This is a genomic window from Hyphomicrobium sulfonivorans (genome assembly GCF_013306565.1).
In the GTDB taxonomy this organism is placed as follows: Bacteria; Pseudomonadota; Alphaproteobacteria; order Rhizobiales; family Hyphomicrobiaceae; genus Hyphomicrobium_A; species Hyphomicrobium_A sulfonivorans.
Genome location: NZ_PZPO01000002.1, coordinates 150,501 through 172,185, shown reverse-complemented (window position 1 = coordinate 172,185; position 21,685 = coordinate 150,501). Strand labels below are relative to the sequence as shown.

At 61.5% G+C, this 21,685-nt stretch carries 19 protein-coding genes; 5 read left to right on the top strand and 14 right to left on the bottom strand.

Features of this window, described 5'->3' with window-relative positions:
* Positions 1–132: 132 nt before the first annotated feature.
* From ispH to rnhA, 3 genes are read left to right on the top strand one after another with little or no spacing between them, the layout of a single operon-like run.
* Positions 133–1,140: a 4-hydroxy-3-methylbut-2-enyl diphosphate reductase gene (ispH, locus tag C6Y62_RS05925; protein WP_173953188.1), complete on the top strand. Its 1,008-nt coding sequence runs from the start codon at positions 133–135 to the stop codon at positions 1,138–1,140.
* Between the two features lie 29 nt (positions 1,141–1,169).
* The gene (locus tag C6Y62_RS05920) at positions 1,170–2,144 is read left to right on the top strand and encodes a homoserine kinase (RefSeq protein WP_173953187.1); all 975 of its coding nucleotides are present in this window, start codon (positions 1,170–1,172) and stop codon (positions 2,142–2,144) included.
* Positions 2,141–2,605: a ribonuclease HI gene (gene rnhA, locus C6Y62_RS05915; protein ID WP_173953186.1), complete on the top strand. Its 465-nt coding sequence runs from the start codon at positions 2,141–2,143 to the stop codon at positions 2,603–2,605. Before C6Y62_RS05920 ends, rnhA begins: the two co-directional genes overlap by 4 nt.
* Before the next feature lie 199 nt (positions 2,606–2,804).
* Here the strand turns inward: rnhA and C6Y62_RS05910 are convergent, their stop codons facing one another.
* Both C6Y62_RS05910 and C6Y62_RS05905 read right to left on the bottom strand, forming a co-directional pair.
* Positions 2,805–3,302: a peroxiredoxin gene (locus tag C6Y62_RS05910; protein WP_068464913.1), complete on the bottom strand. Its 498-nt coding sequence runs from the start codon at positions 3,300–3,302 to the stop codon at positions 2,805–2,807.
* A 72-nt stretch (positions 3,303–3,374) separates the two neighbouring features.
* Positions 3,375–4,205 (bottom strand): protein-disulfide reductase DsbD domain-containing protein, encoded by an 831-nt coding sequence (locus C6Y62_RS05905; protein ID WP_173953185.1) that lies wholly within the window; start codon positions 4,203–4,205, stop codon positions 3,375–3,377.
* Between the two features lie 184 nt (positions 4,206–4,389).
* On the opposite strand from C6Y62_RS05905, the gene C6Y62_RS05900 reads away from it, so the two are divergent.
* Entirely contained in the window at positions 4,390–5,004 is a 615-nt protein-coding gene (locus C6Y62_RS05900; RefSeq protein WP_068464919.1) for a YqgE/AlgH family protein, read from the top strand.
* Positions 5,005–5,170: 166 nt separating this feature from the next.
* On the opposite strand, the gene C6Y62_RS16610 is transcribed toward C6Y62_RS05900, so the two are convergent.
* The 12 genes from C6Y62_RS16610 to coxB form a co-directional block, all read right to left on the bottom strand.
* Positions 5,171–9,322 carry an EAL domain-containing protein gene (locus C6Y62_RS16610; RefSeq protein ID WP_276509964.1) on the bottom strand — a complete coding sequence of 1,384 codons (4,152 nt, stop codon included), beginning with the start codon at positions 9,320–9,322 and terminating at the stop codon, positions 5,171–5,173.
* Complete coding sequence (locus C6Y62_RS05890; RefSeq protein WP_173953184.1) at positions 9,319–9,933, bottom strand: GNAT family N-acetyltransferase; 615 nt, start codon at positions 9,931–9,933, stop codon at positions 9,319–9,321. Before C6Y62_RS05890 ends, C6Y62_RS16610 begins: the two co-directional genes overlap by 4 nt.
* Before the next feature lie 24 nt (positions 9,934–9,957).
* Positions 9,958–11,226, bottom strand: coding sequence for a M16 family metallopeptidase (locus C6Y62_RS05885; RefSeq protein WP_173953183.1), 1,269 nt, complete (start codon positions 11,224–11,226; stop codon positions 9,958–9,960).
* Positions 11,226–12,632 carry a threonine synthase gene (gene thrC / locus C6Y62_RS05880; protein ID WP_068462681.1) on the bottom strand — a complete coding sequence of 469 codons (1,407 nt, stop codon included), beginning with the start codon at positions 12,630–12,632 and terminating at the stop codon, positions 11,226–11,228. Before thrC ends, C6Y62_RS05885 begins: the two co-directional genes overlap by 1 nt.
* 485 nt (positions 12,633–13,117) lie before the next feature.
* Positions 13,118–13,855, bottom strand: a complete 738-nt coding sequence (locus C6Y62_RS05875) for an SURF1 family protein (protein ID WP_173953182.1) — start codon at positions 13,853–13,855, stop codon at positions 13,118–13,120.
* 376 nt (positions 13,856–14,231) lie between these two features.
* On the bottom strand, positions 14,232–14,606 hold the full coding sequence (locus tag C6Y62_RS05870; protein ID WP_068462676.1) for a DUF983 domain-containing protein: 375 nt from the start codon (positions 14,604–14,606) through the stop codon (positions 14,232–14,234).
* 398 nt (positions 14,607–15,004) lie between these two features.
* On the bottom strand, positions 15,005–15,964 hold the full coding sequence (locus tag C6Y62_RS05865; RefSeq protein ID WP_068462674.1) for a cytochrome c oxidase subunit 3: 960 nt from the start codon (positions 15,962–15,964) through the stop codon (positions 15,005–15,007).
* A 148-nt stretch (positions 15,965–16,112) separates the two neighbouring features.
* Positions 16,113–16,727 (bottom strand): cytochrome c oxidase assembly protein, encoded by a 615-nt coding sequence (locus tag C6Y62_RS05860; RefSeq protein ID WP_173953181.1) that lies wholly within the window; start codon positions 16,725–16,727, stop codon positions 16,113–16,115.
* 17 nt (positions 16,728–16,744) lie between these two features.
* Entirely contained in the window at positions 16,745–16,897 is a 153-nt protein-coding gene (locus tag C6Y62_RS05855) for a hypothetical protein (protein ID WP_173953180.1), read from the bottom strand.
* A gap of 23 nt (positions 16,898–16,920) precedes the next feature.
* Complete coding sequence (locus tag C6Y62_RS05850) at positions 16,921–17,844, bottom strand: heme o synthase (protein WP_157066763.1); 924 nt, start codon at positions 17,842–17,844, stop codon at positions 16,921–16,923.
* A 230-nt stretch (positions 17,845–18,074) separates the two neighbouring features.
* Complete coding sequence (gene ctaD / locus C6Y62_RS05845; protein WP_068462670.1) at positions 18,075–19,697, bottom strand: cytochrome c oxidase subunit I; 1,623 nt, start codon at positions 19,695–19,697, stop codon at positions 18,075–18,077.
* A 74-nt stretch (positions 19,698–19,771) separates the two neighbouring features.
* Positions 19,772–20,665, bottom strand: a complete 894-nt coding sequence (coxB, locus tag C6Y62_RS05840) for a cytochrome c oxidase subunit II (protein ID WP_276509973.1) — start codon at positions 20,663–20,665, stop codon at positions 19,772–19,774.
* A 500-nt stretch (positions 20,666–21,165) separates the two neighbouring features.
* Between coxB and C6Y62_RS05835 the strand changes: the two genes are divergently transcribed.
* A complete protein-coding gene (locus C6Y62_RS05835; protein WP_068462692.1) occupies positions 21,166–21,642 on the top strand; it encodes an invasion associated locus B family protein in 477 nt (158 codons plus the stop codon).
* The last annotated feature ends 43 nt before the right edge of the window (positions 21,643–21,685 follow it).

Here is a 21,685-nt window from a genome sequence, read left to right as displayed (position 1 = left end):
GATCCGCAATGGGCCAAAGCCCTAGGCCAGCGGTGGAGGCTTCCTGTATTATTGTCTACCAATACTACCACCCCTAACCGAACCGGACCAAGCGCATTGCGCCAAGTTGCTTCGGGATAGACAGAGAAAGCAATGTCTGCCGCATCACCATCGTCAGCGCCCCCGTCCCAGCCGCTGGATCAGCGACCGCCCTTGACTGTCTATCTGGCGGCCCCGCGCGGCTTTTGTGCCGGCGTCGACAGGGCCATTCAAATCGTAGAATTGGCTTTGGCCAAATACGGCGCGCCCGTCTACGTTCGTCACGAGATCGTACACAACCGATTTGTCGTCGATTCCCTGCGGGCCAAAGGCGCCGTTTTTGTGGAAGAGCTGACCGACATTCCAGAGACCGATCAACCCGTGATCTTTTCGGCACACGGGGTGGCCAAGTCGGTGCCGGCTGCAGCCAAGTCGCGCAACATGTTCGTGCTCGATGCCACCTGCCCGCTGGTGTTCAAGGTTCACATCGAAGCCGCGCGCCTGCACGCGGACGGCCTGCAGATTCTGCTCATCGGACACGCCGGCCATCCCGAGGTTGTAGGGACCATGGGTCAGCTGCCGCCGGGTGCCGTGACACTGATCGAAACAACCGAGGACGCCGAAGCATTCCAGCCCGAGAATGCCGACAAGCTGGCGTTCGTTACCCAAACGACGCTTTCCGTTGATGACACCGCTGCCATCGCCGCTGTGCTGCGCCGCCGCTTTCCCGCCATTGCCGCCCCGGCCAAGGAAGACATCTGCTATGCCACCACCAACCGCCAGGCGGCGGTGAAGTCCATCGCACACAAGATCGACAGCCTGCTGGTGGTCGGTAGCCCCAAGAGCTCCAATTCGCTGCGACTGGTAGAAGTGGCCGAGCGTGCGGGCTGCCAGTCTGCGTTTCTGATTGAACGGGCAGCGGATATCCCGTGGGCGAAGCTGGAAGCTTTGTCGGCGATCGGTATAACTGCCGGTGCTTCAGCGCCCGAGCAACTTGTCGAGGAAGTCGTCGATGCGTTCCGCTCCCGGTACGATGTCACCGTCGAAACCGTGACCACAGCGGTTGAGAACATCGCCTTCAACGTACCGCGTGAACTGCGCCCGGCACCCGCTGCCACCTGATCTTCGCCACCGATCTTCGAAAGATAAAAATGGCTGTTTACACGGAAGTCAGCGACGCAGAGCTGGCCAGCTTTATTGCCAGCTACGGCCTGGGCGAGCTGCTGTCGTTCAAGGGCATCGCGGAGGGCGTCGAGAACACGAATTACATCGTGCACACCTCGAAAGGCCCGTTCATCCTGACGATCTACGAAAAGCGCGTCGAGGTTTCGGATCTGCCGTTCTATCTCGGCCTGATGGAGCATCTGGCGGAGAACGGCGTCACCTGCCCGACGCCGGTGCGCAATGCTGAGGGTGAAAACCTCAGTCAGCTTTCCGGCCGCCCCGCAGCGCTGGTGACGTTCCTTGAAGGCTTCTGGGTGCGCCAGCCAACGGCGGCACACTGCGGGCATGTCGGCCGTGCGCTGGCGGAAATGCATCGCGGCGGCGAAGACTTTGCGATCCGGCGCGCCAATGCGCTTGGGCTAAATGGCTGGCGGCCGCTGTATGATAAGTTCGCTCCGGACGCGAACGGCATCGTGCCGGATCTTGCCCCGCTGATTGAAGGCGAGCTCGATTATCTGGAAGCAAACTGGCCGCAGGACCTGCCCGAAGGCGTCATCCACGCCGACCTGTTTCCCGACAACGTGTTCTTCATCGGCGATGAACTGAGCGGCCTGATCGACTTCTATTTCGCCTGCAACGATGCACTGGCTTACGACATCGCCGTGTGCCTCAACGCCTGGTGCTTTGAAAAGGACGGCGCGTTCAACATCACCAAGGGGCGCGCGCTGCTGCGCGGTTATGAAAGCGTACGCCCGCTCACCGATGCCGAGCGCGCCGCCATGCCGACGCTGGCGCGCGGTGCTGCAACGCGCTTTCTGCTGACGCGCGCCTACGACTGGCTGAACACGCCGAAGGACGCGTTGGTGAGCCCGAAGAACCCGATGGAATACGTTCGCAAGCTGCGTTTCCATCAGGGTGTCAGCTCAATCGCGGAATATGGTCTCGGAGACAGCGCGCAATGAGCGATCCGAAGCCTGTCATCATTTACACGGACGGCGCCTGCTCCGGTAATCCCGGCCCCGGCGGCTGGGGCGCTATCCTCACCTATGGCGAGACGAGCAAGGAAATCTTCGGCGGCGAAGCCGAAACCACCAACAACCGCATGGAGCTGATGGCGGCAATTTCCTCGCTGGAAGCGTTGAAGCGTCCAAGCCAGGTGGAACTGCACACCGACAGCGCATACGTGAAGAACGGCATCACGGCCTGGATACACGGCTGGAAGCGCAACGGCTGGCGCACCGCCGACAAAAAGCCGGTGAAGAACGCCGATCTGTGGCAGCGACTTGATGAAGCGCGCCGTATTCACGAAATCGATTGGCGTTGGGTCAAGGGCCATGCTGGCCACCCAATGAACGAGCGCGCTGACGAACTTGCACGCCTCGGCATGGAAGACTTCAAACCGGGCAAGCGCAGCCGCGCTTAATGATGCAGGCCATCGCGATCGCACCGGAGCACACAAAAAAGGGGAGCCTTTCAGCTCCCCTTTTGCCTAGAGACTTTCAGTCGTTTCGTTTGAATCGCGGAAAGACTCCAGCCGTTTGTTTTGCCGTGCTTCTCATCGGAAAACCGGTTCCCGCTTTTCCGGAAGCACTCTGTTCGCAGGCCGTCGCGAATTTACGCCGTTACAGCGAGCGATCGATCATGGAGCACAGCGTCGCCGCGCTCGACTTGTCATGCTGCGGAGGAATGTCCTCGACGTTGAGCACCTTCACGACGCCGTCTTCCACCAGCATCGCATAGCGTGACGAACGCACACCGAAACCACGACTGGTGAGGTCGAGATCAAGCCCAATCGCCTTGGCGAAGTCGCCGTTGCCATCGGCCAGCATCACGATCTTGCCTTCAGCGCCAGTGTCCTTGGCGAAGTGCGACAGCACGAACACGTCGTTCACCGCCGTGCAGGCAATGGTGTCGATGCCCTTGCCCGCCAGTTCTTCGGCGCGATCGACAAAGCCGGGCACGTGCTGGTTCTGGCACGTCGGCGTATAGGCGCCGGGGATGGCGAACAGCGCCACCTTTTTGCCGGCGAACACATCGCCGGTTGAGCGCTCAGCCGGGCCGTCGCTCGTCATCACCACAAAGCTTGCATCCGGCAGCTTGTCGCCGACTTTGATTGCCATTGATTTGTCTCCTCCTGGATTTGTTGCAACACGTCACGGCGCTTGCGCTTTTCGATGCGCCGCCCGGACGCTCTATTCCAATGAAAACGTCATCTGAGATTGCCCGCTGCCGGACACAACTGTTGCGGTCAGCGGCTTGCCCTTGAAATCGGCGACGTCGACATCCCTGGACAAGTCGACTTCAAACGTAACCGTTCCATCGGGGCCGGCAGCTATCTGCTTCGGCAACGGGACGTAAAACCCGCCCGGCGCATCTACAAACGCATCCACGCCATCGGTGCCGCCGGGAATCTGCGCTTCAATCACGATGCGCGGTTTATCGCCCGCTAGCTCCGGCGTCACCCGCTTGATGAGCGGATCGTTCTCACGCCTCGCATCGGGCGTCGCGGGAATGCGAGACATCGCTGCAATCAGTGGCTCGCTTGTTTCAGCATTGCTGTTCGCGGGCAGTGTCAGCGCAAGCTGGGCTTCGGCGGGAATGCAGATGTCCTTGCATACGCCATACTCCAACCCGAGCCGGACATCGATGGGCTTGGCCGGATCCTTCGCCTTCAGCCGCACCGGAAACGTGACGCTGCCCTTGTATCCAATGGTCTCGCCACCGGCGTCGGACATTCGTAGCGGAGCCGGATAAAGCACCTCGGCACTTTCAAGGTTCGATGATTTCGACCAATCGAACGATGGCGCAACGCCGCCCGCTTCACCCGGATATCGCCAATAGGTTTTCCAGCCTTCCGGCAGTTCCAGCTCAACACCGATCAGGCCGCCGCCGCCGATGAGGCGCGTGCGCGAATAGTGGCCTTCGGCCCAGTCAGAAGCGACCTCTGCGCTGGCTGTTGCCGCTGCTAAAAATGCAGCTACGCAGACAAATGCACTTTGCAGAAAATTCCGTTTGCTGCGCATGGCTGTGAGTTCCTCAGCAATATTCCGGGGCGAAGGCGTTGCCTTGCGTTGTAACAGCCTATCCATGTAGCCAGATTACAACCCAGTCTAAACACCTGCCATATAAGCGCTTCCGGCACCGGTTTGAACCGGGAGGGCAATTGCCCGCTTCACAGCCGCGCGGCGATCACGGTAATGTCGGGGCATGAGCATAGATCACGATACAAACTGGGACTTGGAAGATGGTTATCTTGATGGCCAGCTTCTGATTGCCATGCCGGTAATGTCAGACCCGCGTTTTGCGCGCTCTGTCATTTATCTGTGCGCCCATTCCGCCGAGGGCGCCATGGGTCTGATCATCAATCAACGCGCATCGCACATTTCCTTCCCCGACCTTCTTGAGCGTTTGGGGATACTGGACGCCGAAACCGATGAGGATGGCGTCGGCGAGATCAACAACATGGCGATCCAGGTTGGTGGTCCGGTTGAGACCGGTCGCGGATTCGTGCTGCACAGCGATGACTATTTCGCCGACGATTCCACACTTACGATCGAGGACGGCGTGTGCCTGACGGCTACCGTCGATATTCTGAAAGCCATCGCCTCTGGCGACGGACCCGATCGCGCTATACTTGCGCTCGGTTATGCCGGCTGGTCACCCGGTCAGCTTGAAAGCGAGATCCAGGCTAACGGCTGGCTAAGCTGTCCGGCCGATCCCGACATCATCTTCGATCCAAATCTCGAAACCAAGTATGTGCGCGCACTGGCGAAGCTGGGCGTAGATCCCTCACATCTGGTCAGCGACGCCGGACACGCCTGAGGCGAGCAGCGAACACACCGCGAGACAGGTGGCCGGAACGCGCTGAGCGCTCCGGCCCCGCGCGAGATGTGAGCAGGCTAACATCCAGGCATCACCTGCACCGGCCAATCGCTAATTTGGCGCACGCGCCGCCGCGCGCGGCTTACCTGCGATCCGCAGTCAGTAATCAGCTCTGACGCGGTGGCGGCGCGCTTCCGCCCGCCGCATGATCGGCCAGCTCGCGCTCATCTTCCTCACGCGGCGGCCACGGCACACCCGCGAGCTTGGCTAGGCTTGCGGCCATCGTTGGCGGCAAGCTTGCAAAATCAGGTGGTGTCCGGCGCGCAGGTGCATCTGTCGGTGCATTCTGCGGCGGCGGCGCAAATGCAGCCGCATTGCCCGGCGCTGGCGTCACAGCCGTTGGCATAGATTCATTGCCGTGCTGAGGCGGCGGCATCTGACCGTTCTGCTGATGCTGCGCGTGATTGCCCTCAACGCCACCGGCATGACGCTGCTGTGGTTCCATCGGCGCACCGGAGGCAGGCGGCGCAAACGACTGGGCGGCGGCATGCACCAACGGCGGATCGACAAACGCATCGAACGGCGATGCGCTGGCTTCCGTCATTGGTGTTGGCGAGCGCGCGGGCGGTGGCGTGAAATCAGGCCGCTTAGCCGGCTCCTGCTGGTGTTCAACGGGACGTCCACCGTTGGGCATGGCCGAAGGAGGCGCCGCAGCGAACCCAACGCCATGCGCAATTGCATCCTGGTTCATCGCCTGCATAGGCATTGGTGCAGGTGACGGAGCGGGCGGATGCATCCCATCCCTGCGCGTCTGCGATGCGCCCGGTCCAGGCGGTGGAGCGAGATCATGCCCGCCGCGCAGAACTGGCTGCTGCGAAGGATGAGCGTTGTCGGGGGCCATGCTGCCAGCAGGGTTCGGCGCTGATCGCGGCGGCATTCCACCACCGCCGTTTGGCATCACGCCCGGCGGTATCGCAGCATTGGACGTCGCCAATGCGCCGCCCGCAGATGATGCAACAAGTTCCGCCATCGCGGCAGAGATATCGGCGTTGGTCAGCGCCACCGGCGCTGGAGGTGGCGGACGCACGCCACGCCCTGGCCCCGCTCCGTTGCCTCCTGGCGGCTGCGTGCGGATGCGGGAGCGCAACGGGCCACCCGATGCGTTACCTGCGCCTGCCGCCGGCATCGCCGCGCTCAATATACCGTTGCTTCCCGGCCTTGGCGGTGGCGTGGCGCCGTTGGCGGCCACTGCATTACCGACGGCGGCAACAGCAACATCGGCCTGCGCTTCATCAGCACCAGGCTGACCCTTGTTGCGCGACTTCGACTTCACCTTGTTGCGGAACAGACCACGCGGACGCAGCTTGTGCTCGGCGGTGCGCACCATCTTCAGAAGCTGCTGCACATCGCGATCCGCCATCGGCTCGCCGTAGTAAAAGCCCTGCGCGTACTGGCAGCTTATGGAACGCAGGAATGCGACATCCTCGGATGTTTCCACGCCCTCAGCGACAACGCTTTTGCCCAGCTCATGTCCCAGCGCCACAATCGAGCGCACAATGGCCGAGCCCGCGCTGCCGCTGTCGCCGCCCGCCTGCACAAGCGCACGATCAACCTTGATGGTGTCGAACGGGAAGCGCTGCAGATAGGCCAGCGAAGAATAGCCAGTGCCGAATTCATCCAGCGCCAGCCCAGCACCCGCGCCGCGTAGCCACTCCAGAATTTCCGTGGCCCGCTCGGGGTTTTCCATCACCAGGCTCTCGGAGATCTCAAGTCGCAACGTGCCTTTCGGCACAATGTTGCGGCCCAGGATGTGGCGAATTTCCTGGATGAGATTCTGCTGGAAGATGTGGCTGCTGCAGATGTTCACCGAAACGAACAGAGGGCGCTCATCGCGCGGCAGTTCACGCTGCCAACGCGCAGCATCCTGCGCCGCGCGCAACAACACGTGCGATCCCAGACGCACGATCAGGTCGGATTCTTCCGCAGCCGGGATGAAATCCTCCGGCGCAAGCAAGCCGCGCTTGGGATGCTCCCAGCGGATCATCGCCTCGAACCCGGCGAGTTCTTCGGTCGGCAGGTAGATGATCGGCTGATACAAAATTTTGATCTGGTTCTTGGCCAGCGCCTTGCGCAGATCATTTTCCAGCGCAACGCGATCGTCTCGATCCGATCGCATATCGGGGCGGAAGATCTCAATCCGGTCGGCACCGCCACGCTTGGCGCGGTGCATCGCAATCTCAGCCTCTTTGTAGAGATCGAGGTGCGAAGGCGTCGCGCCATCATAAACCGCGATGCCGATTGAACCGGTCAACACGATTTCCTGTCCGGCGATCTTGATCGGCGCACGCAGCGAACGGCGGACGCGCTCAGCAAGGCCGGCCATGTCCTGCGGGCTTTGACCCGCAATCATCAGAATGGCGAACTGATCACCACCGACACGCGCCAGCGTATCATGCGGGCCGAGATGGCTTTGAAGACGCCGCGCGATGGTAAGCAGCAGGCTGTCGCCGACGACAAGCCCGAACGAGACGTTGACGCTTTTAAACTTGTCGATGTCGACGACCATCACGCTGGGCCGCACGCCGATCTCGGTTTTCGTGCGCGTGATGGCAACACCCAACCGGTCAAGCAGCAGCTCGCGGTTGGGCAGGCCGGTCAGACTATCGTGCACGGCATCGTGCAACAGCCGCTCATGCGCGCGCTTGGCGTCAGTGACGTCGCGCACAAGACCGACGCAGCGCATTGAGCGTGCGTCAGCATTGGGAACGCTCGCCGCCTCAAGCTCGAACCAGCGATAGCTGTTGTCGGTGTGGCGCATCCGGAAATCGGTGCGGATGCGCGCCCAGGTGCGCTCCTGCACCGACCATAGAATAGTGCGGAAACGCTCCCGATCCGTGGGATGCAGGTGCTTTATAAAGTCGTCGACCTTCGTGCACAGCTCGCCCGGGTTGAGCCCCAGCGACGCCTCAATGGCGGGGCTGACCTTCACTTCATCGCGCCGTGCGCTCCATTCCCACACCGCAGAACCGGCGCCATCGACAGCAAGTGCGCGCAACTGCAGCTCGCTGGGCGTGGTGCCGAACAGCGGCTCCAGCGATCGGAACGCAAACTGCGTCACCGTAAAGCCGATGAGAATGAGGATCAGCACCAGACCGGCGACAAGGCCCTGCACAGCGGCATCACCAGAGATGCGGCCCGTCAGCACCATTGAGGCGCCGAAGATCCAGATCAGGAACAGAATCCACGTCGGGATAAGCGACAGCGCGCGATCCTGTCCGCGAACGGCAAGGAACAGAGCGAACGCTCCGCCGACGCCGCCAATGACCAGGAACGACATGCGCGCAAACGTCGAAGCGAGGCGCGGATCGATTATCGCCACCGCGACCAGCGTGAGCTGGGCGATGATCCACACCGTGAACAGCATGCGTATCAGGCCATGCCAGAACGCGATGCGCAAAAACACCGATATGAAAACGACGAGGCTGGCCGCGACGGCCGCCTCGCTCGCCGCTCGATAGACGGCGTTGTCCTCGGGTTTAAGCTGGAACAGTTTATGGAAGAAGCCGAAGTCGACGCACAGATATGCCAGCACACACCATGCAACGAGCGCAGCGCTCGGGAAGATAGCCTTGTGGTTGGCGGCAAAGATCGCGGTGAGGAAGATGGCCAGCAAGCCGGTAAGGCCCAGCATGATGCCGTTCATCAACTGGCGATCGCGCGAATAAAGCTCGTATTCAAATGGCTTCCAGAGATAGATGCGGGCGAAGCGATCGGCCGCCAGCTCCACCACATACGTCACCGTCTGGCCGGGCTCGATGGTGATGCGGAAGATGTCGGCGCGGTCACTCTTGATGCGCTCGGGAATGAAGCCCATCGACGGCGTCACCGCCTCGATGCGTTTGGCGTCCAGATCGGGCCACACCGCGCCTGAACCGACGATGTTGTAGCGGGCCGCCGTCAGCCAGCGCTCGATCGGCTTGTCAGTCGGATTAGTGAGCGCGAACACAACCCAGTTAGGGCTGGTGCCCGGAGTGCGGGCCGACACGGACATACGGCCCGACATGCCATCGGCGGCCGGCGCCGTTTCAACCTGCAGACTATCGCCGCGCGCGTCATAGAACTCGCCCAGCGTAGTCAGTTCCAGCCGATCCTGCTCAGGGTCAATCGCAATAGGCCCAAGCGCCAGCGCGCGGCCCGACAGCGAGGCAAGCAGCATCAGCATCGCGGCAACGAACATCAGCCAGCCAGCGACGCCCGAACGGGGGCCGCTCGCGAACGCGCTTCGATGTCCGATGGTATTGCCGCAGTGATCGTTCATTCCAGCTGCGCCTCCAGGCCCACATCACGGGGGACTTCATCACACAGGAGAGCATGCAGAACGTGATCTTCCCAAGCGCCGTTTATTCTCAACAGGCCCCGCGCAAAGCCCTCACGTCGGAAGCCGTTATGTTCGAGCACGCGAATGGAAGCGATGTTGTGCGGCATCGTCGCAGCTTCCAGCCGGTGCAGGTGCAGCGTCTCGAAGCCGAAATTCACTACCGCACGCACCGCTTCAGTCATGTAACCGCGACCGGCAAACGGCTTGCCCATCCAGTAGCCCAACACGGCCGACTGCGTCACACCGCGACGCACATTCGACATGGTCAGGCCGCCGATCAGTTCATCATCGGCCTCGGAGAAAATGAGGAAGGCATAGCCCATGTCCTCCCGCGCCTCGCGCTGATAGTAGCGCACACGGCGACGGAAGGCGCTGCGGGACAGCTCATCGCGCTGCCACAGCGGCTCCCACGGGGTCAGGTGGTCGCGACTGACGGCGCGCAGTTCCGCCCACGCAACATAGTCGGCCATAACCGGCGCCCGCAGCCACACGCCGCGACCGCGCAGCGCAATGCTGACGTCCGGAATGCTGCTGGATCGCAGGAATGCCATCGGCTGTGTCCCCCTTAACAGGCGCTACGTGCCGACCGTAGCAGCCGCAAGCTCGGCGTATTTTCGCGAGCGCTTCCCACTTCCAACAAGCGATACCGACGCCTTGTTCGATAGCAGCTTAGCCGCAAACGCCCGCGTTTCCTCCGCGGTTACGGCGTCAACCTTATCCATCAGCTCCCGGTTGGTGAGCACACGATCATGCATCATCACGTTGCGGGCCACCTGCTCGGCGCGGGCCGAAGAACTCTCCAGGCTCATCAACAGCCCAGCCTTGAGCTGTGCCTTGGAACGCTCAAGCTCCGCTGTCGTCGGCGCCTGCTCGGCTGCACGCTTGAACTCAGCGCCCACGACGTCGACGAGCTGCGTCATCAGTCCCGTGCCCGTTGCCGCATGAACCGCAAACAACCCGGTGTCACTCAAACTCCAGGCCGAGGAGTAGATTGCATAACAAAGCCCGCGCTTCTCACGCACCTCCTGAAACAGACGGGACGACATGCCCCCACCGAACAGGCCCGAGAACACCTGAGCCGCAAAAAATGATTCGTCCTGATAGGATGGACTGGGAAACCCGATCAGAAGATGGCTTTGCTCAAAGGATTTCTCCGAAAAACGGACGCCACCAACATATTTGGCCTTCCGTTCGCGGGTTGTTCGCTTCTTGTCAGCAAAGTCTCCGAATAGGGCTTCAACGTGGCGAACCAGATTTCCGTGGCGGACAGCGCCAGCGGCGCCGATCACCATGTTGGCTGGGCCATAGCGCCGCCCCAAAAACCGCCGCAGATCCCCTGATGTAAATCGGCCGACGCTTTCCGGCGTGCCGAGAATGGGCCGCCCCACCGATTGGCCCGGGAATGCCGCGTCGTGCAGGAAGTCGTAGCCCATATCGTCCGGGCTATCCCGCGTCGCAGCAATTTCCTGCAGAATAACCTGCCGTTCGCCTTCCAACTCCGGCCGGCCAAACTCGGAATTGCGCAGGATGTCGGCGATGATACCCAGCGCAACCTTCTCGTCGCCCTTCAGCACACGCGCGTAATAGGCGGTGGTCTCCATGCTGGTGGCGGCGTTGAGGTCGCCGCCCACCGCCTCGATCTCTTCCGCGATCTGCTGCGCCGTGCGTGTGCCGGTGCCCTTGAACGCCATGTGCTCAAGGAAATGCGAGATGCCGTGTTCGCGCTCGCTCTCGTGGCGCGCCCCGGTGCCGACCCATAGCCCGAGCGAAACTGTCTCAAGCCGCGGCATAGTATCGGTCACAACCCGCAGGCCGTTCGACAGCGTCGTGATTTCAACCGGCATCAGGTGCGCTCCGCGGTTGCGCGCGTCAGCGCCTCCACATGAGCCTCCGCGGCGGCAATGTCGTTGTCGATGGTGGTGAACCGCTCCTTGTCGGTCATCAGCGTCGAGAGCCGTGGCGGCAGGCCAGGACGCTCGCCGGTGATGTCCTCCATCGCGTCGGGGAACTTGGCCGGATGCGCAGTGGAAAGCACGACCTGCGGCGCACCGCCTTCGCCCAGAACACGCTCAGCGGCAACAATCGCGCACGCCGTATGCGGATCGGCGACATAGCCGGTCGCTGCCCGCGTACGCATTATAGCTTCCGCCACGTCCTGCTCACTGGCCGCCGACGCACCGAACTCGCGCCGCATCGCGTCTTTCACCGGGCCGAGGTCGAAGCCGCCGGTTTCACGCAGCGCGCTCATCTTGGCGCGGATGAACGGGGCGTCGCGGCCCGATGCTTCGAACAGGTAGCGCTCGAAGTTCGATGAAATCTGAATGTCCATTGATGGCGATGACGTCGCGACGACGCCGCGCATCTGATAAGCGCCGTTATCCAGCGTGCGGGGCAGAATGTCGTTGACGTTCGAGGCGATCACCAGCTTCTCGATCGGCAGACCCATGCGCTTGGCGACATAGCCGGCGAAGATATCGCCGAAGTTGCCGGTCGGCACGACGAACGAAACCGGACGGAAAGGCGCGCCCAGCGCCGCGCCGGCCACGAAGTAATATGTCACCTGTGCCGCGATGCGCGCCCAGTTGATGGAGTTGACGCCCGCCAGCGAAATGCGGTCGCGGAAACCGTGATCGTTGAACATCGCCTTCACGAGCGACTGACAATCATCGAAGTTGCCGCGCACGGAAATGGCGTGAACGTTGCCTTCCGTTGGCGTCGTCATCATGCGCCGCTGCACATCCGACACACGCCCTTCGGGGAACAGGATCGCCACATCAACATGGGGCGAGCCGCGGAAAGCTTCGATCGCCGCGCCGCCAGTGTCGCCCGAAGTAGCGCCGACGATGGTGGCACGTTGCCCGCGCGCAGCCAGCACGCGCTCCATCAGGCGGGCGAGCAGTTGCATCGCCACATCCTTGAACGCAAGCGTCGGGCCGTGGAACAGCTCCAGCACGAAACGGTTGGGGCCGATCTGCACAAGCGGCGTCACAGCAGAATGGCCAAAGCCGGAATAGGCGTCGGCCGCCATGGCGCGCAGTTCGTCACGGGTGATGGCGCCGCCGGTGAATGGCGCGATGACCTCAGCGGCCACATCGGCGAACGGCATACCGGCAAACGACGCGATCTTTTCAGGCGAGAGCGTCGGCCACGTTTCCGGCACATACAGCCCACCATCGCGGGCCAGTCCCGCCAGCACAACGTCTTCAAAGCCCAGCAAGGGTGCTTCACCCCGGGTCGAGATGTAGTTCAAAGCGCGTCGTTCTCCGTGCGAAGCAGATGGGCAGCCGCATAGGGTGTTCCGCTTTCCGCGCGGACTGGCAGAACGCCCCTAATCTTTTCGTTTGACCGTACTTTCCTGTCGGAAACCGGCACCCTGATTTCGCGCCGTACTTTAGAGCCCGAGACACGTGCCTACAAGCGAACCTGACCACCCGGAAGCGCCTGCCGCACAGGCGATTTCCGGTTAACCCAAAGCACCTGACGCAGACAGGACCAGAAGCCGCGTCCGTTCGAGTTGGGCTCTATTTCAAGCGCGAAATGGACGCTGGCGATTGCCGTGCGTGGGCGGGGGCACACGCTCGCGCTCGGTCCGGCCGACAGAATGCCGCACCGCCAGGCCAGTGCGTGATAGCTGCAAGCGTAGGACTTGCCGCGCTCGGCCCTCCGATTCGCAGCGGTTTGGCGGCGAGGTGTAGCGGGGCCCTGATCAGGTGGCAGAGCACGGGATGGGCGGCCTCACGTGCCTGCGTCGGTGCCCTTGCGTCTCCAGCGCGCCACGGCAAAAGCCGCGAACACCCCGACGAGCGTCGCCGCCAGACCGTACCAGGTCAGCGCATACTCCAGGTGGCGATTGGGTAGCTCCAGCCGCGTTGTTCCGCCTATCGGCCATCCACCCGGCGGCACCGGTTCCTTCTCGGCATCGACGAAGAAGGCGTGCACATGCGCGGTGCCGCCATCGGCGCCACCGGCGGCTTCGGCTCCCATGGCGGCGATGTCGCGCCAGTACCAGATGTTTCGCTTCAGCTCATTTGGCGGCACGAAGGCGCCATGCGCCTCAGGTCCACGCACAAGACCGACAACGCGCACGTCGCCCGCGACCAGCCCTTCAGCGCGCTGCGCGGTCTCCTTCAGTTCGTTCGGCACGAAGCCGCGATTGACCAGCAGCACGCTGCCATCGGCCAGCTTCAGCGGCGTGATGATGTAAAAGCCCGGCCCGTGGCTCGCGTCCAGCGCATAAAGATGCATTTCGCGGTCGTGCAGCCATTGCCCCTGCGCAGCCACGCGCGTGTATTCGATATCGTCGCCCCGCGCCGCAGCGGCATCGACAGCTTCCAGCGGCAGCGGATCGCGGTGCACGCGCTCGGTAATGTTTTCCGTGAGGTGCTGCTTCCACGCCAGCCGACGCATCTGCCAGTTGCCCAGCGAAATCAGCAGCGCAAGGCCGGCAAGCGTTGCAATCGTCGGCCAAAGCAAACCCCGTTTTCGTATGGTGGCAATCATCAGTCAGACACTCCCGGCCGTTCGCCCGGCCAGAACTGTTCACGCCCCAGCCGCCCGCAACAGGCCAGCAAATGCACCTTTCAGCCGGAAGCGGTCAACCGCGCTATAAGGCAAGTCCCTTAATCTGCGTCCATCCATCTGCGTCACGCCGCTTGCTGTTTGACGCTCGATAGGAGCCTGCTCCGCGCTGAACGCGTCACATCCGCAGCCGTTGCAGCGCAGATGATCTCCTGACATTTGTCACGAGCGGTCCGAAGCCTTGGCTCCCGGCCCAGTCCCCCCGACCCAGTTTCCCGGCCTAGTCCCCCAAGCCCAGCCCAACGTCTCGCCGCCGAATTTTCCCGCGCTGCTATTCGTCAGCGAGTCGGCCCTCTTCAGCGCGATTGCGATATTGCAGTGTGATGAGCAGCGCTTTCAGGAAGCGCAACAGCGCCAGAGCAATCAGCGGGGTGCCGATGCCCCACAAAAGGAAATGCACCCACGTTGGCGGCTCGAACGTGAACTCAACGTAGAGCGCGGCGCCGCACACCAGAAAGCCAAGAATAAAGATGCCGAACACGGCAGGGCCGTCGCCGGTATCAATGAAGCGGTAGTTAAGGCCACAGTGGTTGCAGGCATCGCGCAGCTCAAGCACGTTCTTGAACAGCGGCCCCTTTCCGCAGCGGGGACACCGCGCTGTGATCGCCGCGTAAACCGGTGAAACGGATTTGGGCGCTGTATCCATCGCATGCCTCCTGTGCACCAGACCTGCAGGCCGTACTGAACGGCGACAGATGGCGGCACTGCATTTTTATAGAGGCGGGAAGTAGCCACCCGCTCCGCCGCGTCTCCGGTCGCAAAATCGGCATCCGCTTTTGCGGAAGCACTGCTTTCCTTCGTGCTTCTTATCGGAAAACCGGTGCCCACTTTTCCGCAAGCACGAATGTAATGGTGGGGCAATCACTCACCGCAAGCACTGTTCCAGGAGACCATTTCGATATGGTGACGGAGCCATGTGCAATGCGCCGGTTCTCCGCAAACAGCATCCTGAAACGGCACAGGGCGGCTCCAAAGTGGGCCGCCCTGCTTCGTAACCACTCGACGTTCAGCCCGAACTGAGCCCGGCTGAATGCGTCATCCGAGTCAGTGTCCTACGCCACCGGCATTCGGACCAGCGCCCCACACATAGATGGAGGCGAACAGGAACAGCCAGACCACGTCGACGAAGTGCCAGTACCAGGCGGCGGCTTCGAAGCCGAAGTGAGCCTTGGGCGTGAAGGCGCCACGCATCGCACGGATCAGACACACCAGCAGGAAGATGGTGCCGACGATAACGTGGAATCCGTGGAAGCCGGTCGCCATGAAGAACGTCGCGCCATAGATATGGCCTGCGAAGCTGAACGCGGCATGCTGATACTCATACCACTGGAAGAACGTGAAGATCATGCCCAGCAAAACTGACAGCAGCAGGCCGAGAATGATGCCGCGGCGATCATTCTTGAGCATCGCGTGGTGAGCCCACGTTACAGTGACGCCCGATGCCAGCAGGATCAGCGTGTTGAGCAGCGGAATGCCCCACGGATCAAACGTATGCTGGAACACGCCCGGCGTTGCCGCACCCGTTGCAGGCACCGTCACGCCAGTGCCTTCAACCGGAACAGGCGGCCACTGACCACCGACAAGCTGATCGCGCGAAACCTGCCCGACAAGGTCGGTCGTGTTCAGAAGATCGTGTACCGACTTGGGGAACAGGGCGACATCGAAGTAGGCCCAGAACCAAGCGACGAAGAACATCACTTCCGAGGCGATGAACAGGATCATGCCGTAACGGAAATGAAGCTGCACGACCGGCGTGTGTTCGCCCTCATTGCCCTCGCGAATGACATCGCGCCACCAGGCAGCAGCGCTTGCAACAACGCCGAGGAAGCCAAGCCAGAACACCCACGGTCCTGTGACGCCGAAAATACCGGCGCCGCCGTCCTGCGAGCGCATCCAGACGATAGCGCCGAACATCAGCACAAACGCCGCGATCGATGACGTCAGCGGCCATGGGCTAGGATTTACAAGGTGATAATCGTGTTGTTTCGCGTGCGACGCGGCCATTGTTGTTTCTCCCGTAGTCCCCGATGGTACTCCCGATCCATTTATCGTGTGGTTCCACCCCCAGGGAGAAACCTTGCCGCCGTCCGTAAGGATCGGTCGTAGGATCCGCGGCTGTTATTCTGTGTGTCCCGTTCCAGCGTTCAGGTTTTCATCCGCCGCGTCCCTCCGTGGCGATGCCTGCCTGCCCGCCGATCTTGCTTGGCGTTGTCACCGGATAGAACGTGTACGACAGCGTCAGTTCCGACAGATGGCCGGTCTCCTCATCGCTGACGAACTCCGGATCGACAAAGAACGACACCGGCATGTCGATCGACTGCCCCGGCTCCAGACGCTGCTCGTTGAAGCAGAAGCACTGCACCTTGGCGAAGTGCCGCCCGACACTGTCCGGCGTGACGTTGTAAATCGAAGTGCCGGTGGTGGCGTGATCCGACGTATTGGTGGCGCGATAGAAGGCGAGGTTGTTTTCACCCACCTTCACATCCATCCACGGCTGCGCGGGTTCAAACGTCCACGGCAATTCCTTGGCGACGTTGGCGTCGAAGTGTACGCGAACGACGCGGTCCAGCACCTTGGTGGGCAGCGCTTCAGCACGCTGAGTCGTGCCGCCATAACCGGTCACCTGGCAATAGAGCCGATAGAGTGGAACCGCGGCGAATGAAGCCCCGATCATGCCAACCACAATGGCACCGCAGATCAACGCGACAGCATTGTCGCGCCGTCCCGTTGGGCGCTTGTCCTGCTGTGGTGCGTTGATCTCATCCATTCTATCGACGCCTTCCGTCACATCGGCCGGTTGAAAACATTGCCGCCCAGGCGGACGATCGTTGCCGCATAGAACAGCCCCACGAGCGCGATCAGGGCAAACGCGATCGCCAACGAACGCATACGCTGCCGCCTCAGACGCTCGCGCTCTTCCTCATTCGGGTCGGTCATTGTTAATCCTGCTGCCATTTTCGTTATGCCATCAAACGCGTTACCGCGTGCTCGACGAGCATGACGGCGAACAGCAGGAAAAGATACAGAATTGAGAATGCGAACAGCTTGCGGGCGGCCGCATCAGCCTCGCGTCCCTCAGTGATCGTACGCACCCGCCAGGCCAGCCAGAGGAAGATGCCCCCAAGCACCACAGAGGTTACGCCGTAAACCACACCGGCAAGGCCGATCAGTGCGGGCGAAACCGCCAGCGGCACCAGCAGCAGTGAATAGAGCCAGATCTGTCGACGGGTTTCCTGCGGGCCATGCACCACAGGCAGCATCGGCACGCCAACGCGCTCGTAATCGCGGCAGCGATAAAGCGCCAGCGCCCAGAAATGCGGCGGCGTCCACATGAAGATGATGAGGAACATCAGCACGCTTTCAATGCTGACACTACCGGTGACAGCAGCCCAGCCGATCATCGGCGGGAACGAACCCGCAGCGCCGCCAATAACGATGTTCTGCGGCGTCGAGCGCTTCAGCCACATCGTGTAGATGAACATATAAAAGCCGATGGTGATCGCGAGCAGAAGGCCCGCAGTCCAGTTCACCAGCACACCGAGCGTCAGGATGGAAAACACTGACAACACGGTGCCAAAGCTCAGCGCCTCATCGGCCGTAACGCGTCCGCGCGGGATCGGTCTTGCAGCCGTGCGTGCCATGTGCGCGTCGATGTCGGCGTCGTACCACATATTCAACGCGCCGGCCGCGCCGGCACCGATTGCGATCGCAACCAGCGCGATAACGCCAAGCACCGGATGCAGAGATCCCGGCGCTGCGACCATTCCCGTAAGAGCCGTGAACACAACAAGCGACATCACCCGCGGCTTAAGAAGCTGGATAAAATCGCCAACATTTGAGCCGGATACCGGGCCAGCATGCCCGAGGTCGGCTCGCGCGCGCATTCCTTGCATGTCCACTCCACCCCATCGACTTATGCTTCCGCCCCAATTGTTTGAGGTCGTGCACAGCCTGATTGTTTTTCTCGTGCTGCCGGCTTCTTCCGATGCTTGTGTCCGCACCGAACAGCTGCCTGCAGGTTCCTCCCGAGGGCCGCACAGTGACCTTGGCCACTGTGCGGCTTGATCGTGGGACCGGGGCAACCCCGGTCCAGTCGCGAAGCATCGATCGCGGGTTAGTGCGGATCAGATGCCTTGATGCGCGGCAGCGTCTCGAAGCAATGGAACGGAGGCGGCGAAGAGAGCGTCCATTCCAGCGTCGTTGCGCCCGGACCCCACGGATTGCCCGCAGCCTGCTTGCGAGCCATGAAGGCCTGCAGCACGCCAAGGATGAACACGAGGGTACCAATGCTGGTGATGTAGGCACCGGCCGACGAAACGCCGTTCCAGAATGCGAAGGCATCCGGATAGTCGACGTAACGGCGGGGCATGCCCGACAGTCCGAGGAAGTGCTGCGGGAAGAAGAGAATGTTGGCGCCGATGAAGGTCAGCCAGAAGTGCAGCTTGCCGATGGTCTCGTTGTACATCAGGCCCGACATCTTCGGGAACCAGTAGTACCAGCCAGCGAACAGCGAGAACACGGCACCCAGCGACAGCACGTAATGGAAGTGCGCCACCACGTAGTAGGTGTCGTGCAGTGCGCGGTCGACGCCCGCGTTCGAGAGCATCACGCCCGTGACACCGCCAACGGTGAACAGGAAGATGAAGCCCAGCGACCACAGCATCGGAACGCGGAACTCGATCGAGCCGCCCCACATCGTGGCAATCCAGGAGAACACCTTCACACCGGTCGGAACCGCGATCACCATCGTCGCGAACACGAAGTAGGCCTGTGTGTTCACCGAAATACCGGCCGCGTACATGTGGTGCGCCCACACGATGAAGCCGACGAGACCGATCGCCACCATGGCGTAGGCCATGCCGAGGTAACCGAAGATCGGTTTGCGCGAGAACGTGGACACGATGTGGCTGACCATGCCGAAGCCCGGCAGGATCATGATGTAAACTTCAGGGTGACCGAAGAACCAGAACAGATGCTGGTAGAGCAGCGGATCGCCACCACCCTGCGGGTTGAAGAATGCCGTGCCGAAGTTGCGGTCCGTCAGCAGCATCGTGATGGCACCGGCCAGAACCGGCAGCGACAGCAGCAGCAGGAACGCGGTAACCAGCACCGACCATGCGAACAGCGGCATCTTGTGCATCGTCATGCCAGGAGCGCGCATGTTGAAGATGGTGGTGATGAAGTTGATGGCGCCAAGGATCGACGAGGCACCCGCGACGTGCAGTGCCAGGATCGCGAAGTCCATTGCCGGGCCGGGATGGCCGGAGGTGGAAAGCGGCGCATAGGCCGTCCAGCCCGTGCCCGCGCCCATGCCACCGGGCGGTCCTTCAACGAACATCGACAGTATCAGCAGCGCGAACGCGGCTGGCAGCAGCCAGAACGAGATGTTGTTCATGCGCGGGAACGCCATGTCCGGCGCACCGATCATCAGTGGAACAAGCCAGTTGCCGAAGCCGCCGATCATCGCCGGCATCACCATGAAGAACACCATGATGAGACCGTGCGCGGTGACAAACGTGTTGTAGGCGTGTCCGTCGACGAAATACTGCATGCCCGGCTCTTGCAGTTCCAGTCGCATTGCGACTGAAAGCGCGCCGCCGATCAGGCCCGCAAAGATCGAGAACGCAAGGTACATCGAGCCGATGTCCTTGTGGTTCGTGGATAGCAGCCAGCGTCTCCAGCCCGTTGGCGTGTGATCGTCGTGGCTGTCATGTGCCGTTGATGTTGTGCTTCCCATGGTGCGTTTGCCTTGTAAGTCGGTGTTCTTGTTGCCGGACGAATGCCGGAAGTGATGCGGTCAAACCGGATTGATCACTTCGCCGGAGTGGCGGCCGCGACCTGACGGACATCCGTTTGCGGACCCGAGGCCTGACGCACCATTCCCTTGGCTTTCTCCAGCAGCTCATTGCGTTGCTGCAGAAGTTCACGACGGCGGTCCTTGTCCTTCTCAGTGCGAGCGGACTTCGCCACCTCGTTTGCTTCCTTCATCGTGTCGGCCCAGGAAGTGTAGATCTCTTCCTTCACCACACGAACGGCGATCGGCATGAACGCATGGTCCTTACCGCAAAGCTCCGAGCACTGACCGTAGAAAACACCTTCATAGAGGGGCTTGAACCAGGTCGTCGTCACGCGGCCAGGTACAGCATCGACCTTTGAGCCGAAGGACGGGATCGTCCAGTTGTGAATGACGCCATCGGGTGCTGCCGTGATGAGCACGTTCACCACCTTGTTGACGGGAACCACGACCTCGTTGTCCACCGCCAGAAGGCGCGGCGCATCGTGTCCGGCTGCGATCAGCTCTTCGCGCGCAGCGTCATCGAGCATGCGGGTTTCGAACGACAACCCAAGCTCAGGATACGAATGCTCCCAGTACCACTGGTGCCCCGTGGCCTTCAGCGTCACATCGGCTTTCGGATAGCTGTACTGGAAATGCAGCAGGCGGAACGAGGGAATGGCAATCGCCACGAGGATAAGGATCGGGATAACCGTCCAGGCAACCTCAAGCAGCGTGTGATGCGTAACCTTCGAAGGGGTCGGGTTGGCCCGCGCATTGAAGCGGTACATGACGTAGAGCATCAGCAGCAGCACGAAAACCGTAACCGCGATGATGATCGCGTTCACCAGGTCGTGGAAGCTGTGAATACTCTCGGCAACCGGCGAGGCTGGGGTCTGCAAACCCATTTCACCCGGTGACGGCTGCCCCATCCCGGCCCACGCGACTGAAGCCCCGAGCCATAGCATTGCCAATGCTGCGGCTGGCGCCGAGCAAAGCAGTCGTCTCCACATTGCGTCCGCTCCCCAAAGTACTGCTCGGCTCTCTGGCCGAGTCTTTCCCCAAAACAGTCGCTGAGCTAGGTCAGCTGCCCTGTGACACCCGTGTTGGAGGACATAAAGTCTCAGCGTAGAAGACTCGTCCCCTCATTTACTAAGAGCACAATCGACTTCCATGCCTCAAGTCAAGCTTTATGCGTCATTTCTACGCGTTGCGAGACAACAAATCGCCATTCCGCTACGCAGCAAAATCAGTGCCGGATCAATCCAAAATTTGGCCCGATTCCGGGCACACCACCTCAGCAAAGCCGAGTGTCACCGCCGTGAAGCCTCAGGAGAACCGTGTGCAATATTTCAAGCCGCTTGATCGCGCCCCATACCGCAGCGCATCAAGCACAACCGCGCATGGTATGATCCGGTTCCTATGCACGCTGATGTGGGTCAGCGCGGCGTGCCTTTTTCCACATGCGGCGTCGGCCCAGGAAGGCACCGTCAAGGCGCAACACGGCGACTGGCAGGTCGTCTGCAAGGATCCGCCACCGGGCGCGAAGAGCGAAGTCTGCGCGCTGGTCCAGAGCGTGACGGCGGAGGACAAGGACAACATCGGCCTCACCGTCTACTTCCAGATTTTCTCCAACGGCACGCGCGTGCTGCGCGTATTCGCACCGCTTGGCATCCTGCTGCCGCCGGGGCTGGGCCTGAAGATCGACGACAAGGATGTCGGCCACGCGCCGTTTTTGCGCTGTCACACGTTCGCCTGTTACGCGCAGGTCGTCGTGGAGGATCCGCTGGTCGAGCAGCTGAAGAACGGCAAAACCGCCATCTTCATCATCTTCCAGGCAGAGGAAGCCGGCATCGGCATTCCGATCTCGCTGGCGGGCTTCAAAGAGGCCCTCGCCAAGCTAAAGTGAGTTCTGCACTCACTTGCAATTTCACCTTGAAATAAAAACAGAA

Coding starts and splice junctions, on each gene's coding strand:
- ispH (WP_173953188.1), top strand. CDS start 133: ATGTCTGCCGCATCACCATCGTCAGCGCCCCCGTCCCAGCCGCTGGAT.
- C6Y62_RS05920 (WP_173953187.1), top strand. CDS start 1,170: ATGGCTGTTTACACGGAAGTCAGCGACGCAGAGCTGGCCAGCTTTATT.
- rnhA (WP_173953186.1), top strand. CDS start 2,141: ATGAGCGATCCGAAGCCTGTCATCATTTACACGGACGGCGCCTGCTCC.
- C6Y62_RS05910 (WP_068464913.1), bottom strand. CDS start 3,302: ATGGCAATCAAAGTCGGCGACAAGCTGCCGGATGCAAGCTTTGTGGTG.
- C6Y62_RS05905 (WP_173953185.1), bottom strand. CDS start 4,205: ATGCGCAGCAAACGGAATTTTCTGCAAAGTGCATTTGTCTGCGTAGCT.
- C6Y62_RS05900 (WP_068464919.1), top strand. CDS start 4,390: ATGAGCATAGATCACGATACAAACTGGGACTTGGAAGATGGTTATCTT.
- C6Y62_RS16610 (WP_276509964.1), bottom strand. CDS start 9,322: ATGAACGATCACTGCGGCAATACCATCGGACATCGAAGCGCGTTCGCG.
- C6Y62_RS05890 (WP_173953184.1), bottom strand. CDS start 9,933: ATGGCATTCCTGCGATCCAGCAGCATTCCGGACGTCAGCATTGCGCTG.
- C6Y62_RS05885 (WP_173953183.1), bottom strand. CDS start 11,226: ATGCCGGTTGAAATCACGACGCTGTCGAACGGCCTGCGGGTTGTGACC.
- C6Y62_RS05870 (WP_068462676.1), bottom strand. CDS start 14,606: ATGGATACAGCGCCCAAATCCGTTTCACCGGTTTACGCGGCGATCACA.
- C6Y62_RS05865 (WP_068462674.1), bottom strand. CDS start 15,964: ATGGCCGCGTCGCACGCGAAACAACACGATTATCACCTTGTAAATCCT.
- C6Y62_RS05860 (WP_173953181.1), bottom strand. CDS start 16,727: ATGGATGAGATCAACGCACCACAGCAGGACAAGCGCCCAACGGGACGG.
- C6Y62_RS05855 (WP_173953180.1), bottom strand. CDS start 16,897: ATGACCGACCCGAATGAGGAAGAGCGCGAGCGTCTGAGGCGGCAGCGT.
- C6Y62_RS05850 (WP_157066763.1), bottom strand. CDS start 17,844: ATGCGCGCGCGAGCCGACCTCGGGCATGCTGGCCCGGTATCCGGCTCA.
- ctaD (WP_068462670.1), bottom strand. CDS start 19,697: ATGGGAAGCACAACATCAACGGCACATGACAGCCACGACGATCACACG.
- coxB (WP_276509973.1), bottom strand. CDS start 20,665: ATGGGGCAGCCGTCACCGGGTGAAATGGGTTTGCAGACCCCAGCCTCG.
- C6Y62_RS05835 (WP_068462692.1), top strand. CDS start 21,166: ATGTGGGTCAGCGCGGCGTGCCTTTTTCCACATGCGGCGTCGGCCCAG.